The organism is Ardenticatenales bacterium, assembly GCA_020634515.1.
GTDB lineage: Bacteria > Chloroflexota > Anaerolineae > Promineifilales > Promineifilaceae > JAGVTM01.
In genome coordinates this window covers 129,365-145,576 of record JACKBL010000007.1, presented here as the reverse complement: position 1 = coordinate 145,576, position 16,212 = coordinate 129,365, and the positions used below count along the sequence as shown (strand labels likewise).

The following is a 16,212-nucleotide window of genomic DNA, read 5'->3' as shown; positions in this document are numbered from 1 at the left end:
TACTATTCCTGTAAACTGACGATGCAATTCCATACTTTATTTCATCGTCAGTCCTTAGTAGTTACTGTTTAAGAAGATAAGAGCCATAAGCCATATATCAGGAGAGTCATATGGGTTTTGCCAAATTATTGCCTGCGCACGTTGTCGGCCACGTGCTAGCAGTATTCAGCCTTTTGTTTCAATTGTTGTTCACCCCCTTTGCCCCCCTTCCCAACGCATTTTCACACGAGAAGAAATCGCCTCCCATCATACAAAGCCACCCGCCTGGTCGCGCGCGCGAATTCGTTATTATGACTGCGCCACCGGTTTCCACGTCGGCAAGCGCGGCATCTCCTTATTTAACGCTGACCGCCGCGCCGCTGACGCTTCCGTTCAGGGACGGCAACGGCGTGGCGCTTGCTGTGTATGTCAGAAATAACGGCACGGAAACGGCTGAAAATGTGCGCCTGTTTGTCGATAAGTCGTCGTATGTTGCCGGCAGCGACGTCACCGTAGGCGACATCGCGGCGGGCGAGACGAGAGACGTGCACTTACATGTGCTATTGACAGGCCGGCTCTATACTGCCCCGGTATATCTCTTGTTGACGGCGGTGGCCGACAATCAGTATACCCGTTCCCAGACGACGACGACTCTTACTTTTCCGCCGGCGGAAACACAAGATTTGCGCACGATGTCGGAGATACAATTGCGTGGCCTGGGTGGGGAAAATGCCGGCATCACCGTCGAACCAGTCGCGGAACGATATGCCACGGCAGAGGATCCCGTGTTTTGGTTCCGGTTCCGTTTGCATAACTGGCCGGAGACGGCAGGAGCGGACGATTCGCGCATCCAATGGCGCTTATCCAGCTACGCGGGTGCAGCCCCTATTGACCAGGCATCTTTGCAACTGACCTTCCAGCCGACCGGAAGCGACGCGATTGCCGTCCCAATTCCCTTCCTTTTCGACGAACGACAACAGACGTTGTCCTTTACGCCGCGTGGCGATGGGACTTATACGGCGGGCATCCTGGATGAGCCGGAACCCCCCTCAAGCTGGACGCCCACTTACCGTGAACCCGTCGTTTCCCTTTTTCAGGGTAGTGCCAGCTACCGTTATGGCTTCCTTACCCCGCCAGGACCGAACGGTTTTGCCCCTACGCTGGCGCTTGTTTACGATAGCAATGCCGGCAACGGACAAACGGGTAAAGCCCAAAGCGACCCCGCCGGATTTGGTTGGCAGCTATCCGGTCTGGTGGAAATCGCGCAGAGCTTGCGCCTATGCAGCTTGAACAACACGGTCTGTCCCCTCTTGACGTACCAGGATGCCGCCGGCGTCCACACCGGCGACCTACAATTTTCGTTGTCGCTGGATGGAACAGGATACGCCCTGGTACATGAAAATGGAGCAGCCAACAACGGCGAGCCTGGACGTTACCTGGCACGAGGGTTAGCCTCACTGTATGTCGAAATGTGTGACCACGACGAAGCGGCGCCCACACCTGTTTGTGACAACGAAGCAGGCGGCAACGCCGCCGACCAAATTTCGCGCCGTTACTGGGTGGTGAAGACAGGAGATAATACCACCTACCGCCTGGGCTACACGGGCGAAAGTGAACAAGAAGTCGTGGGCATGATCCCAGACGCGGACGTGGAAAATCCGGAACACCTTCTTCCTGCCCTGCGCTGGCGCGCCGACTATGGCCGTGACCGGTTTGGCAACAGCATCAGCTACGCCTATCTGGAAGACGCAACCCCGATCAGCCAGCCCGACCCCGCCGACAACTACGCTTTTACCCCGGCCAGCTACATTGACCACATCAGTTATGGCCTGAGCGACATCAACTTCACTTATTCGTCCACCGGTTCTTTCTATGCTCCGCTGCTCAATGGCAGGGTCTTATCCTGGCAGACGAAACACTTAACGGGCATGGCCGTGGAGTACGATAATCAGCCCGTTCGTTCCTACGTCTTCACCAAAACGGCAGCCCGACATGGAACGGGCAGCGCCAATGACTACCCTAACCAGACCGCATGGTGTCAAAATTGGCTGGCCGATAACCTGACAGGCTGGAAACACGTCATGCTCACGGCCATCACCGAGTACGATGCCGCCGGCAACGCCCGCGTTGCCAACCGGTCGGACGTTACCTTTGACTACGTGATGCAGCGCACCGGGCAAACATTCTATAATCCCCCTGATGGCTTCTTCATGTATTGCTACCCATACATGGACAAGGTCAAAACGCTCTACCATCCGTCCGGTCAACCCACGGTCCAATTCATTTACAATCCAGACAATGTGCGCTTCCCCTTCTACTCATATGACCCTCCTGATACGGAAACGCATTTGAGCTACGTCACCACTCAGCGCATTGACAGCGGTTGGGCCGCCGACGCGCCCCCCCGGCGGATGAGCTTCATTTACGACCAGCCGGCTTACGGTGGGCGCTACGTGGATGCCTTCGGCAACGACTCGAACCTGTTCGCGCGCACGTTTCAGGGCTTCCATACGACGACACGCCAGGCATTTGCGCAGGACACCGATACGACGCCACAATTGCACGAGATAAACCACTTCCTCGTCTACAATTACAATGAGGATACCGGAAACGAGAATCCGGCGCTCAATGGGCGGCTGCAAATGCAGGAGATTAAGGACAGCGACGATCGATTGCGTAGCCAAACCGACAACGTGTGGACACTTTTGGCTACGGGCGGCTCGCAACAGCGGCAGGCCGTTCTCATGCGGACCATTACCACCGACAAACTCAACGGGGCCGTCAATCGCACGGAGTTTGTCTATGACATGTATGGTCACCAGCAGGAAGTGCGGGAGTTTGGTTCTGATTTGGGCGGGGCAGCGCCGACGCGGACGCAGGAGACGAAATACCTGGCGAACATAAGCGCGGTTGATGGCAGTGATGACGTGTGGTTGGTCAATCTGCCCTGGCGCATCACGACCTGGGATGGTTTGCCAGGGGCCAACACCCAAATCGTTTCGCGTGTGCGGCTGCGTTACGATGGCGCCAGTTGCGGCGCGCCCTCCACGACGCCCACAATGGGTTTATTGACAAACCAGGACAGTTATTTGCCGGATGTCGGCGTGCCTCCTTGTGATGGCTGGCTAATAACGACCAATGAGTACGGCGGCGGGGGCGGCAGTCAAGGGGCGTGGTGGCAGTTGACGCGCGTGGTGGATCCGGCGGGGCGCTGGCGACGGATTGATTGGGACAGCACCGATCTGACACGTGTCAATCAAGGCGAAGACGTCATCGGCGTCACCACGTACACGTATGCGGATACCCACACGCCCTGGCTGCTCACCGGCATCACGCAACCGAATGGCAGCGAGGCGGCCTATGCGTATGATAGTTTTGGTCGTCTGACGGAGGTGTACGCGCCTGCCGGCATTGACGGCGCGCCCACTCTAAAGACAATGTATAATTATTATGACGCGGGTATCAGTGGCAACCTTCCCCTGGCCGTAGAAGAAATCACTTATCTAAACGAAGCCGGCACGAATACAGCGCACACCCGCACTTTCTACGATGCCCTGGGGCGTCCCTTGCAGCAGCGTTCCTGGGGCCTCAGCGGCGATTTCGACAAAACCCTCGTTGACTACGAATACAATGGGCGGGGACAATTAGCGTGCCAGACGGAGGTCGTTGCCGGCAGCGCCAACACCTTCAATGGCAACCTCCGCTGTGAGACGCAATACCCCACGGACCACACGGAAACCCGGTACAACCTCTTTGGCCAGGCCACAGGTGTCACAACTCCAGATGGCGTTACCACCTGGCAGCAGGCGTTGGGGCAAACCCAGCTCACCTTGAACGGCCTGGCGCAACCGCGGGTGACGCAGCAAGACACGCTCGGTCTATGGCAAACCATCGAAGAATTCAATCCTACGTATGATGGCTTCGACACGGAGACCAGCGCTTTTGATTTGGTGGGCAGCCAGTGGTGGTGGCAGGTAAATGACGCCACCGTGAACCCGGCGTATGATCTGAATGGGCAGACCGTATTGAAACTCAAGAGCTATACCACCGGTTGGAGGATGCTGCTGCACCGTAACAGTTTCAACCTGACGCCGGGCGATGGCGTTCTGTTGCGCTTTCAATTGGAGCAAACCAATTATGAAGGTCGGTTAAGCCTCTCCACGGGCGATGGCGTCAATGATGCCTTCGTGGGTCTTGCTTTTCATGGAAACCAGATTTATCCTGATTATAATCTGGGCGGCGGCGACCAAAGTTTTCCGGGTGTTGCTTTGTCGCAGCAGGGCGGCGTCTGGTACTGGCTGCAAATGAACGTGGGCACGGATGGCGTTGTTTCCTGGCGTGTCTGGTCTGAAGAGGACCCGGATGCCGCTCTGGCCTTTACCAGCGACATCCCCGCCGCTGTCTTGCTTAATGACGCCTTTCGCTTCAAAGCAGCGGTGGATACTGACGCCCTCTACATCAGTCACTACCTGGAAGGGGAGATAGCAACTACGCATTACGACTACAACCTGCGCGGCGACCTGGAGTTCATTGCGGATGCGGCTGACAACGTCTTCGCCATGACTTACGATGCGCTAGGACGAAAACTGACGATGGACGACCCCGATATGGGTAGTTGGACATACGCCTACGACGCAAGTGGCAACCTGACGCAGCAGAAAGACGCTCTCCATCAGACCCTCTGTTTTACTTACGACGCCGCCGGGCGGATGCAACAAAAATACGACGAGGGGACAGGTCCTAACGTCACCTGCGATGGTCCGGGAGCTGGCGACAATCTCCTGGCGACTTACACGTACTACGGCAGCGGTCCTGGTCTTGGTCAAGTACAAACCGTCACGGCTGCTTCCGAGGGTGTTACCATCCAGGATATTTTCAACTACGATTACGGCGGTCGCCTCCTATCGCAGAGTCGGACGCTGGATGGACTGACTTACGTCATGAGTACTACCTACGATCACCTTGATCGTCCTACCCAGACAACCTACCCTAATGGAGATGTTGTCACGTATGCTTACGACCATCTTTATCCCGAAACCCTGCACGTCAATGGGGAACCTCTGGTCACCGGTATGGTCTACAACCACCGTGGTCAACTGACGCGGATTGATCGGAACAACGGCATTGACACCGCCTTCACCTATTATGGCGGTGTCAACAACTACCGCCTGCACACCATCCAACATGGCGGAGATAGCGATGCTTTTCCCGATTTCGGCTATGCTTACGATGCTTTGGGGAACATTCTGGAACTGGATACCGACAGCAACAGCGGTGTGGATGCGCAGACGTTTGCCTACGATGCCTTTAACCGCCTTGTCGCGGCCCAGGCAACAGGGGGCGTTGCCAACTATGACCATACTTATGCTTACGATTTGTTAGGGAACATGGTCAACTACGATGGGCGCGCTTACGCTTACAACGACCCTAACCACGTACATGCGGTGACAAATGCCGGCAGCGACACCTTCAGCTACAATGCCAACGGCAACATGACCAGTCGCCACGACGACAGCGGCAACTACACTCAGGTCTTTGACATTGAAAACCGCCTCATCAGCGTCACTACTGGTGGACAGACAACCGACTTCGCCTATGATGCAAACGGCCAGCGCGTGAAAACAATCCATCCCGACGGACGTATCGTTTACTTCCCTTTTCCGCAATTCGAAGAGGAACACGTCCCCATTCCCCCCACGCCAACCCCCACCGCCACCAACACCCCCACGCGTACCCCTACCCCCACGCCGACCAACACCCCTACCCGTACACCAACCAACACCCCCACCCATACTCCGCCGCCCACCCACACGCCCACGGCTACACCCACGCACACGCCGACAGCCATTCCCACGGCCTCTGCCACGCCTACCCCCACATCGACGCGCACTCCCATTCCCCCCGGAACCGTCACCCCCGAGCCAACCGCGACCCCCAGCGCCACCGCTACACCTCTTCCCACCTGTCCACCATCGCTCATCTCTCCCCCCGATGCCGGCATCGCCCTCAACAAAACCTTTACATGGCAACCCTGCGCCGATGCCGTCCGCTATTCCCTCAACATTCGCGGCGACGGCCTGCCCCTACAAGGCATCACCATCCCCACCGCGGAGACAAGCACCACCGCCCCCTGGCTCAACCTCATCCCCGGTGGCGGCTATAGTTGGAACGTGAAAGCGTGCTACACGCTAGATTGCAGCAGCGACAGTGATTGGTCCGCCCCCTTCACTTTCTGGTATCTCTACCAGCCCACCACCACACCCCCCGCCCCTACCCCCACGCCCGGCGGGGGGACCATCGCCCCCAGCCCCACCCCCTTCGAATGCCCCACCGCCCTGCAAGAGCCGCCCGACGGCTCCACCCAAAACGAACCGCCCACCCTCCTGTGGACCGACCCTTGCACCCCCGGCGGCGGCGGCAACGGCCCCCTCAGCGGCGGCTGGTACCAGGTGGAAATAACGGGGCAGAACCAGTCCCCCATCATCGTTATCGTTGCCGCCGAGCAGCTCGACACCGGCTGGCTACTGCTACTGCCGGACAGCTATTCCTGGCGCGTGCGTACCTGCCAGGATGAGGATTGCATCCAGACTGGCCCCTGGCCCGACGCCTGGTCCTTTACCTACCAGGACGCCCCCACCCCCACGCCACAAAGCCCACAAGCGCCCGACGGCAACGACGGCGGCATCCAAACCGGCTACGCCATCACCCAACGCAGCGTCTACTTCCTCGGCGGGCAGGCCATTGCCGTGCGACAGGTGGTCGAGGGTGGACCCAGCAACACCTTGCACCTGCACACGGACCATTTGGGTAGTACCAGTATCATGAGCTATAGTGGTGGGGGGGGCGTAGTTGCCGGCAGCACCGCCCGCTACCTCCCCTTCGGCGACTACCGCACCGCACCCACCCAAACCTACACCGACCGCGGCTTCACCGGCCAGAAGCACAACGACGGCCTCGGCCTCATCTATTACAACGCCCGCTACTACCTGCCCGGCGTGGGGCGGTTTGTGAATGCGGATGCTTTTATCCCCAATCCAACGAACCCACAATCATTCAATCGCTATGCGTATACTTACAATAATCCTTTAGCTTTTGTTGATCCGAGTGGGCATTGCGGAGTTGACCCATACGATGAATACTACGATTACGGATGTTGGCAACAGTACCAGTCTTTAGTCAATCAGTTCCTATTGAATGGTTACAGCTTGGATCAACTAATAGAATTAATTGGAGATGGAAAGAATTACAAATACAGGGACATGCGGATTATTGATATCTTTGACCGCTTTGAGAACTGTGGGCATGATTTTAGTTGTGAGAATAATGCTCCCTCGATGTGCGGTGACAATAATGGCTATTATCCATGTAATCAGCAGACGCAATATCGTCCGTGTCAGTACTGGCAACCATGCTGGGAACAAGAACATCTCACTACGCATACTGAGTATAGTTTTGGGCCTTGGGCCGGTGAAATTGTAGAGGGACCCGAACTACAGCCTGTCGAACCGCCAGGATTTGCAGCGTGTGCTATTGGTTGCATAGGTTATGAGAATAAGAAGGTTCAACAAAACGGAGAGACTACAATTATCAGACAAGTAGATTTGGGGATGGGAATCGGCGTTACAATTCCCCTGCCCATTATTGGTGAATTAAATGTTCAAATATCTGTGATGATAGGCCGCTATTGGATAACACGACCAGACGGAACAGCTATCACCGGAAATACCATGATTTGGCAGATACCAGGTGTATCTCTAACGTCTACGTTAGATTTAGCCCCCTGACCCGAAGAATAGAATGGGAGGTGATTCTATGGTTCAAGAAGACCCAAGTCGGCCGATTTTGCTAAGCATATTTCTGTGCTTGATTCTTTTAAGTAGTATTTATCAAGCTGGCGAAAGATTGTTCATATTGTTGGCAGCCATCATACAAAACACATATGATGCCGATTTGCTAGTCGTTTCCATTGGCTTTCTACTCTCGTCCCTAATTGCAGTGTTTGTCTATTTGACTCTCAAATGGAAGAAGTATGGATTGTATGGGTTTCTCATACTTATAGTTGGTTCATCATTTGTTGGCTCACTTTTGCTGCAAAAAGATATTATTCTTAGTGCCGTTGTCATTGTTATTTTGCCGTTGTGGTTTGCGGCTATGTTTTGGTCATCAATCAGGTATTTCAAATAGGACAGGTGTCATTCCGAAATGGCATGCACGTATTGACAAAGCGCACGCACCAAACCGAATACCCCATCACCCAACGCAGCGTCTACTTCCTCGGCGGGCAGGCCATTGCCGTGCGACAGGTGGTCGAGGGTGGCCCCACCAACACCTTGCACCTGCACACGGACCATTTAGGCAGTACCAGTATCATGAGCTATAACGGTGGGGGAGGCGTAGTTGCCAGCAGCACCGCCCGCTACCTCCCCTTCGGCGACTACCGCATCGCACCCACCCAAACCTATACCGACCGCGGCTTCACCGGCCAGAAGCACAACGACGGCCTCGGCCTCATCTATTACAACGCCCGCTACTACCTGCCCGGCGTGGGGCGATTTGTGAATGCGGATACGATTGTGCCGGATGCCGGCATTCCCCAAAGCTTTAATCGCTACTCATACGGATATAACAATCCTGTCAAGTATTCTGATCCAACTGGACATCTTTCAGTCGATGAAATTAACGCATATTTTGGAGAATATCAAAATGAGCAAGAGATGATAGAGGCTGGGTACTCTGAGGAACTTGTATATTGGCTTTTTGATGAAGATGTAATGTTTGGCGATGTTTTCACTTATGAAAGTGGCGAAGCAATGTTAGTATTGTTTGAGGCAAATGAAGCAGGATCAGAGGTATATATAGGTGGGTTTTACGGCTTAAATGGGAATCGAGAAGGACAACAAGTTTATGCTTCAAACATCGGATGGCTAAATGATCATACCCCCGAAGCTCGTGAGCTGGAAGATCTATACTTTGATAACTGGGAGAATCTGCCGACAATGAGTGGTTCAGATGGAACACCCTACTATATTCCGTCAACATATGTTAATACATTAACCTGGGAAGCTGGGCTAGCAGGTGTTGGTATAGTTGGAGGGGGTGCGTTAGTAACAGGTTGTATAATCTCAGTCGGATGTGCAGGTGCTTTCGCCACAGGAACTGCTATTGTCGGAAGTGGGTCTACAATAATTGGCACGGCAGCTGCTATGTGGGATGTACTTACACCAGATAAAACACTTTTTGATGTGTACCCCACAATTTTGCTTCCTGAGATGAATGTATTAGGGCAATTAGAATATAAGGCTCCACGCCATTTTCATATTACCGCTCCTGAGGGAATTTACGAATGAGTACGTTATCAATCTTGGTCATAACTAATTTGCCTCTTCTCACATGGATATTTGTCGTTGCTTTTCACTATCCAATAGTGAAAAAGTGGGGGTATCCTCAATCAATAAAAAATAATCCGTTGATACTCAAGTTAGTACCCGTACTTTTTTATGGATTGCTTTTGACTGTACTTGCTGTTTATATGGTAGCTCCCTTACAGGCTCGCACTATAGGCATTTGTCTAGCCATTCCAAGTTTGCTTGTAACCTATTTATCATACAAAATGATATTCCGCCATTCAGGATCAACAACGCTTGATAAGGCACTAATCGTGATAGATTTTGCAAGAATATCTGCAATAATGATTCCTGTAGGTTATCTGCTTGTTTATTTTATAGAACACTAAATTCTTCAGTCTGATTCCTTATTTTTGTACAAAGTCGGCGGGTTTTAACTTTTTCATTCAAACTGGAGCGGTTTCAACTCAGGAAAAACGCTCAAAATAGTATCTTTCCAAACAAATTAACAGATCAGTTGAAATTTTCATTTGACTTAGCAACTTAACATAAACGAGTTTTCCTTGCTCATCAAATATAAGTGTACCAGGTACACAAAGAAGGTCGCGCACAATTCGCTTCAACCCATACGTTTCAAATCGTGACCCAATCAGAGCGTGTCGTTTGAAATCGGCAAGCAAATGATGGGCTAAATCCGTCAACAAAATGTAAGCAGTTTGTCCATTGAAGGATGCTTTTCGGCGGACTGCCATTGCCAAACCACTCTTATCTTGGCGAAATTGCTCTACTTCTGCACCGCCACGCTCCTGATAAAGGAACAAAAACTGCTTTTTGGAGGGCAAAGTCAAGGTGCTAACGAAATAACTGTGCAAAATCTTGTCCTTTTTTAATCGACGTTGCACAAAAACTCGTATGGGGCGTCCCCAATCAAAATTGGTTTTTACCTCGCCAAGCCAGATATTATCGTAGGAATCCCATCGGGTAACTTGCTTGGCTAGGGCAGCCGCCCGACTGCTGGAAAGCCCTTTGGCGTGGACATGATAACCTTGCCCTAGCAAAAGTCGGAAGTTATCTTCGCTGCCACCGCCACCATCAAAACGCCAAACGGTGCGATTACGTTGCTTTTGGTCTAAGTCTAATGAACTTTGCACACCTTCCATTGCATTTGGCAGACAATTAACAGTATGCTGATTACCTGCAAAGAGTTGTGACCAGATGGTTTCTTGGTGATCTACAGCACTAACACGAGCCAATTGTCGTCCTGTAGCGTTTTTTTACCGCTAAAATAGCCTCTTTCGCTTCCTTCAGCCTGCTGGCTACATATCAGACCGCTCAGATCGTAGTCAAGCCAGAGAAATCCACGCCAATCATGTCTTGGCGTTTTGCCATATCTTTGCTCTATTTGTGTAGTGGCATCTCTCAATTGCTCAATGTTCATTTGACTTGTCCACTTTTCCCTAACCGATAAGCTGGGACAGGTGTTGGTGAGCATTTTGAGTGGATGTGACACCATTTTTGAGGTCAATACCAAACTCCGAGGTGGCATCCCTTTAGCCAAAGCTGGCGGTTGGGAAGGCTTTGCCGACCAATCAACCCTCTCCCTAGCCTTAGATTCTCTAAGTCACTTTGGTTTTCCCTAACTGAGAGAAAACAGGGGGTGCAAAAAGGGGCGTGTTGATGGATGATTAGTATGTGAAAACAAACACCAACACCAACACGCCCACAGCTATCCATTATCAGGTGCAACAAGCAATTGAGCAAATGGTTGCCACGCTGCCGAAAGGAACCGATTTAGGAATCTGTGATGTCATCAGCGCGATGTACAGCGGATACTTTGTCGAATCAGGCGGTGGCATCATGCCCGCGGTCGACCAGTATTTGAGCGCATTCATTGATGATGAGGCAGAACGAGCCGCAAGGAGTCGTCGGGCAGCCAAAGCGATCACGTACGGTCAGTTCAATCTGGCGGAGTTGCTCGACGAGTTGAAAAAGCAAGTAGACGCGGCTGGTCAATGGCAGGCAACGGTGATTCAAGGGTACCAGCTGAAACCCGTCGATATGACGGCATACAAAAGGGCACGAGTGAAAGGGCTGAAGAGCAAAACGTATGATTCAGATGCCCACAAAGCGGTGCCCGGTGTGCCATTTGGCATGATGGGGACAACAGGGCGTGTTGGAGAACAACGGGTCGCCATCCTGGAACTACTGGTCTGCGGTGATACGAGTCAAAACGCGCCATCCGCGGAGATGGAAAAGGTGTACAAGCAGGTCGGCAAAAAGCTGACGGAGACGGACCTGGCCCTCTTTGATGCTGGATTTTCATTGGTAGATGCGGTTAGGCATGGGGTGAATAACTGTGTGGTACGGCTAGCCAAGAACTGCACCTTCGGCAAAACAGCAGGCAAGATACCGCCGCGAACCTCCAAGAAGGGGCCAACGCCCAGCCGCCACCAGGCTGAAGTGGTGCGCCCATTGGCGCGAAAACATGGGGACAATCTCCTGCCAGCGTCTCAACCAACGCAAACGCACACGCTTGTTGCTGAGGATAGCGTTGAGATAAAGGTTGAGGTCTGGTCCCCCGTCTACTTCCTGGAGCGTCATCTAGATCGGGTTGAAGACGAAAAGCGTAAGCGCAAATTGCGACACACGCCGCTCCAGGTTGTCGCCATTCACCACCCCGATTTCGAAGACCCGCTGCTGCTGGGTACACCTGTGTTGGAACTGACCGCGGCCTCCATGCAGGCGATTTACCCAGAACGCTGGCCGATAGAAGGAGTTCCGCAAACGGGCAAGTACATTTTGTCTGGTGGCGGCGGTCGGCATTATGTCCACCACCCGACCGCGCTCACGCGCTTGCCGGCGCTGACCATGATTTTCGGGTCGCTATTGAAATATCTGGCGGCGACCCTACCGCCAATCCGGACTGGCTTCTGGGACAGAGCTGCCAAACCGACGTATGGACGCCTGATGAAGCATTTAAAAAAAGTTGGTCTGCCACTTTCCAACCAACTTTCTAAGAAGGCTTCGGTTACGGCACATTTGCCGCCTGGATACGAAGCTATCCGGCTCGCAAAGGCCTGATTTCGGGTTTGAAGCACCAAAATTCAAACCCCATTTACGGAAAACTAAAGTAACATTGTCTTTTTGGTCATTAGTCATGGGCGATTTTTATCAGAATCGCTCTCAATTGTGTAATGTGACATTGTCAAAATAGTTACTTCGGGGGATTATAAGCATGGCGACCTGTTCCGCAAAGCAGCCTTCATTTGCTACAAGTTTGCTCACCATGCCAGGCTAGATTACGGAACCCACCTCATGACATTTGCTTTTCCCGGTCGCCATCTGCTGCATACCACCCTCCAACTGGATTACGCACGCCACATTCTGGCGACGCCGCCGGCGGATTGGTCTTTTTGAGGAACGGTAAGGAACCAACTTCGTTGTCTTATTTGATTTCCGTTCCTTAGCCGTTACCGAGGAATCTACGTTTTGGGATTTCGCGCAGTGGAAGGAGGCGCTACGCGGGGCGGGCTTCCGCATCGTGGAGGACCCACACGGTCCCGCCAGAGGTTCGCGTGTCTACACGAATCCCTGGATTATGCAAAACCGCTGGCAAGGCAAGGTGGCCCTGTTCCGCCGTGACCAAAATGGACTGGAGCCGCTGCCCTTTCCCCCGACGAATATCGTCCTGGTGGGTGAAAAACAGTAGCGACTACGGCGTGGGGGTGGGCGTCTCCGGCGGGGGACCAAACCGGGCAAAACTGCTGTTCAAGAAATCGTCCACGCGCTGCTCCACGTTCTGCATGTCCGCGTTGGGCTGCGCGTTGAAGGCGTCAATCAAGGCGGCGCGCACGGCGTCCACGTCGCCACCAAGGGCGGTGATCGCTTCGGCGGGGGTGGCTCCGTTCGCCATCTCCGTTTGCAGGTTTTCCACGCTGATGCCGGTTGTCTCGCTGATAAGGGGCAGGAAACCAAAGGAGGGGTCATTTGTGCGCAGGGTGGTCATTTGTGATTCGTCGATAATGCCGGCAATCACCTGCAACCGCTCAATCAACCCCGCCAACATCGCCTGACCCAGAAAAGTATTCATCTGCTCCGCATCCCCACTCCCCACGCGCTCCGCCACCCGCGTCGCCCGCTCATCCTCCGTCAACGCCGTCCCCCCCGGAGGGCCACCCGCAAAACCCCCTTCTGGAGGACCACCCGCAAAACCACCGCCGGTGCGCCCTCCCGTCGGGCCACTGTTCTGGCCGTCGCTACCTTGACCAAACCCAGCGGGGCGGAAACCAATCCCCGCCTCCTGCATCGTCGTCTGCAAATCGGCGCCGGTCAACTGCATATCCGCGATAGCCTGCAACTGCTCCGCACGCATCGTCTCCTGAATCTGCTTCAGCACCGCGTCCAACTCCACCGTCGCCGTGGTATCACTCTGGCTCAGGCTTTGCACCGCCTGCCACAGTGGAACCAACGCGGTCGCTTCCGTAGCGTCCACCGGAAAGTCCGTGTCCGCCAGCTTTAGCGTTCCCACGATCAACTGCGACTGCACCGGCAGCGCATTGTCATAATCCATCGCCAGTCCGGCAGTCGCCGTCGCCGTCTCCCCGCCGCCATCGGCACGGCAACCAACCATGAACAAAACCAAAGCCATTAGAATCAAAGATAACCGCTTCATGGTGAACTCCTGCAAAAACACCTTGTAGAGCGAATAAACAACTCGCCAGTAGCCGTCCGAAAATAACTTCACGTTTTCAGATTGGTTCATTCTCCGTAACTACGCTCTGGAGATTGGACCAATTTGCCGTTACCATTCTCCACGAATGAACCAATCTTTCTAACCCCTGATTGTTTACTCATGTCGCAGCGCCTCAATGGGGTCAAGCTGCGCCGCTTTGTTCGCCGGGAAAAAGCCAAAGAAGATGCCCACGGCGGCGGCGGAGCCAAACGCCAGACCAATAGACGACGGAAGGACCACCGTGCGCATGTCGCTGGTCGCGCCGAACAAGATCGCCCCCCCCACGCCGGCCAACACGCCAATCAGGCCACCAACCAGGCTGAGCATAACGGCTTCCGTTAGAAATTGTAGGCGGATGTCCGCCGGCGTTGCGCCCACGGATTGGCGGATACCGATTTCGCGCGTACGCTCCGTAACACTCACCAACATAATGTTCATAATGCCAATGCCGCCCACCAGCAGGGAAACGCCGGCCACCCAGGCCAACAAATTGCGGAAGGCGGCCGTCGTAGCCCCCTGCGTATCGATGATGTCCTGCTGCGTTTGAATGACGAAGGGGAGTTCATCCACGGAGATACCTTTGGAAGCTGCCAGCTTCAGTTCGATTTGTTGAATGACGGCGTCCTTGTCCGCTTTCGGGTCCAGTTGGGCGTAAATAATGCGCACGTTATCGCCGGCGAAGCGGGCAAACTGGCTGGGCATGAATTTGTCGAAGATGAGGTGAATAGGGACGTAAATCTGGGCGTCAAAATCGGTGTTGCCCACGACCCCTTTTTCCGCGGCCACGCCAATGACGGTCAGTTTGGTTGTGCCGGCAATAATCGACTGCCCAATCGGATCACTATCACCAAACAGACTCTCCGCCACCGAAGCTCCCAACACCACCACCTTCGCCGAACGGTCCACCTCCGTCTCGTTAAAGAAACGCCCCTGGGCAATATCCACCGAGCGCACCGATGGGAAATCCGGCGTCGTCCCTACCAAGGGAACCTCCGTCAAAGTTTCGCTGCCCGCCTTCACCGTCTGCGAAGCCATCTGGTCTACCACCGTGCCCAGCACACCGCTCACATTTGCCACAATAGCCGCGTCATCATAGACCAGGCGCGGCGTATTCCGGTCATTGAACGCGCCGGGTCCGCCGCGCCCAAAAGAAGCCTGAATAAAGACCAGATTCGCGCCCAGGCCCTCGATTTGTTCGGCAATGGTGGCCTCCGTCCCCGCGCTGATGGCGATCATGATGATGACGGCGGCCACGCCAATGATCACGCCCAACATCGTCAACAAAGAGCGCACTTTGTTGCGCATCACGCCTTCCCAGGCAATGCGCACGATTTCGCCAGGACGGATCAGGCCACCCGCAACGTCCTCCTGCACTACCGTTGCCACAGTACGTGAAACAGGCAAGGGGTCATGCGTTGTCGTCGCCATCATTCACCTCCCATCTGGCCGTCGGTGGCTACGCGACCATCCACCATCATGATCGTGCGTTCCGTTTCGGCGGCAATGTCTTGCTCATGTGTCACCATCAGGATCGTCCGCCCCCGACCATGTAGTTCATGCAGCAGGTCGAGGATTTCATGCCCCGTTTTCGAGTCCAGGTTTCCGGTCGGCTCGTCCGCCATCACCAGCAGCGGGTCGTTGATCAGAGCGCGGGCAATCGCCACCCGCTGCCGCTGCCCGCCGGAGAGTGCGCTGGGTTCGTGATTGGCCCGATCCGCCAGCCCAACGGCTTCCAACGCGGCCATAGCCCGTTCCTGGCGCTCTTGTGGCGAAAATCGCTGTGGTCGTTGATACACCAGCGGCAACATGACGTTGTGCAAGGCGCTGGTGCGCGCCAGCAGGTTGAAGGATTGGAAGATAAAGCCAATCTGCCGGTTACGGACAGCGGCCAACTGCACTTTGTCCAATCCGCTCACGTCTTTGCCTGCCAGCAAGTAGTGGCCCTCGGTGGGGCGGTCGAGGCATCCGAGAATGTTCATCAGGGTGCTCTTGCCAGAGCCGGAGGGACCCATTACGGCCACGAATTCGCCGACGTTGATGCGCAAATCCACGCCATCCAGGGCCGTGACGAGGACTTCGCCCATGCCGTACACTTTGCGCAGATTCCGCGTTTCGATAATTGCTTGCGCGTTCATCACATTTCCTCAAAACCCTCAA

Annotated in this window: 9 protein-coding genes; 5 read left to right on the top strand and 4 right to left on the bottom strand. The window is 54.3% G+C overall.

What is annotated here, in order from left to right; translation table 11 throughout:
* The first annotated feature begins 290 nt into the window (after nucleotides 1-290).
* Genes H6650_18150 through H6650_18135 form a run of 4 tightly spaced genes read left to right on the top strand, consistent with a single transcriptional unit; the run spans nucleotide 291 to nucleotide 9,712 of the window.
* Nucleotides 291-7,763 carry a hypothetical protein gene (locus tag H6650_18150; protein MCB8953933.1) on the top strand — a complete coding sequence of 2,491 codons (7,473 nt, stop codon included), beginning with the start codon at nucleotides 291-293 and terminating at the stop codon, nucleotides 7,761-7,763.
* 28 nt (nucleotides 7,764-7,791) lie between these two features.
* Nucleotides 7,792-8,163 (top strand): hypothetical protein, encoded by a 372-nt coding sequence (locus H6650_18145; GenBank protein ID MCB8953932.1) that lies wholly within the window; start codon nucleotides 7,792-7,794, stop codon nucleotides 8,161-8,163.
* Between the two features lie 23 nt (nucleotides 8,164-8,186).
* The gene (locus tag H6650_18140; GenBank protein MCB8953931.1) at nucleotides 8,187-9,326 is read left to right on the top strand and encodes an RHS repeat-associated core domain-containing protein; all 1,140 of its coding nucleotides are present in this window, start codon (nucleotides 8,187-8,189) and stop codon (nucleotides 9,324-9,326) included.
* Nucleotides 9,323-9,712, top strand: a complete 390-nt coding sequence (locus tag H6650_18135) for a hypothetical protein (GenBank protein ID MCB8953930.1) — start codon at nucleotides 9,323-9,325, stop codon at nucleotides 9,710-9,712. The genes H6650_18140 and H6650_18135 overlap by 4 nt, the downstream gene beginning before the upstream one ends.
* 78 nt (nucleotides 9,713-9,790) lie before the next feature.
* On the opposite strand, the gene H6650_18130 is transcribed toward H6650_18135, so the two are convergent.
* Nucleotides 9,791-10,576, bottom strand: a complete 786-nt coding sequence (locus H6650_18130; protein ID MCB8953929.1) for a transposase — start codon at nucleotides 10,574-10,576, stop codon at nucleotides 9,791-9,793.
* 487 nt (nucleotides 10,577-11,063) lie between these two features.
* Here H6650_18130 and H6650_18125 point away from each other — a divergent pair, with 487 nt between their 5' ends.
* On the top strand, nucleotides 11,064-12,404 hold the full coding sequence (locus H6650_18125) for a hypothetical protein (GenBank protein ID MCB8953928.1): 1,341 nt from the start codon (nucleotides 11,064-11,066) through the stop codon (nucleotides 12,402-12,404).
* A gap of 631 nt (nucleotides 12,405-13,035) precedes the next feature.
* On the opposite strand, the gene H6650_18120 is transcribed toward H6650_18125, so the two are convergent.
* The 3 genes from H6650_18120 to H6650_18110 form a co-directional block, all read right to left on the bottom strand.
* Nucleotides 13,036-14,085 (bottom strand): hypothetical protein, encoded by a 1,050-nt coding sequence (locus H6650_18120; protein ID MCB8953927.1) that lies wholly within the window; start codon nucleotides 14,083-14,085, stop codon nucleotides 13,036-13,038.
* Nucleotides 14,086-14,169: 84 nt separating this feature from the next.
* The gene (locus H6650_18115) at nucleotides 14,170-15,486 is read right to left on the bottom strand and encodes an ABC transporter permease (protein MCB8953926.1); all 1,317 of its coding nucleotides are present in this window, start codon (nucleotides 15,484-15,486) and stop codon (nucleotides 14,170-14,172) included.
* Entirely contained in the window at nucleotides 15,483-16,175 is a 693-nt protein-coding gene (locus tag H6650_18110; protein ID MCB8953925.1) for an ABC transporter ATP-binding protein, read from the bottom strand. The genes H6650_18115 and H6650_18110 overlap by 4 nt, the downstream gene beginning before the upstream one ends.
* Between the last annotated feature and the right edge of the window lie 37 nt (nucleotides 16,176-16,212).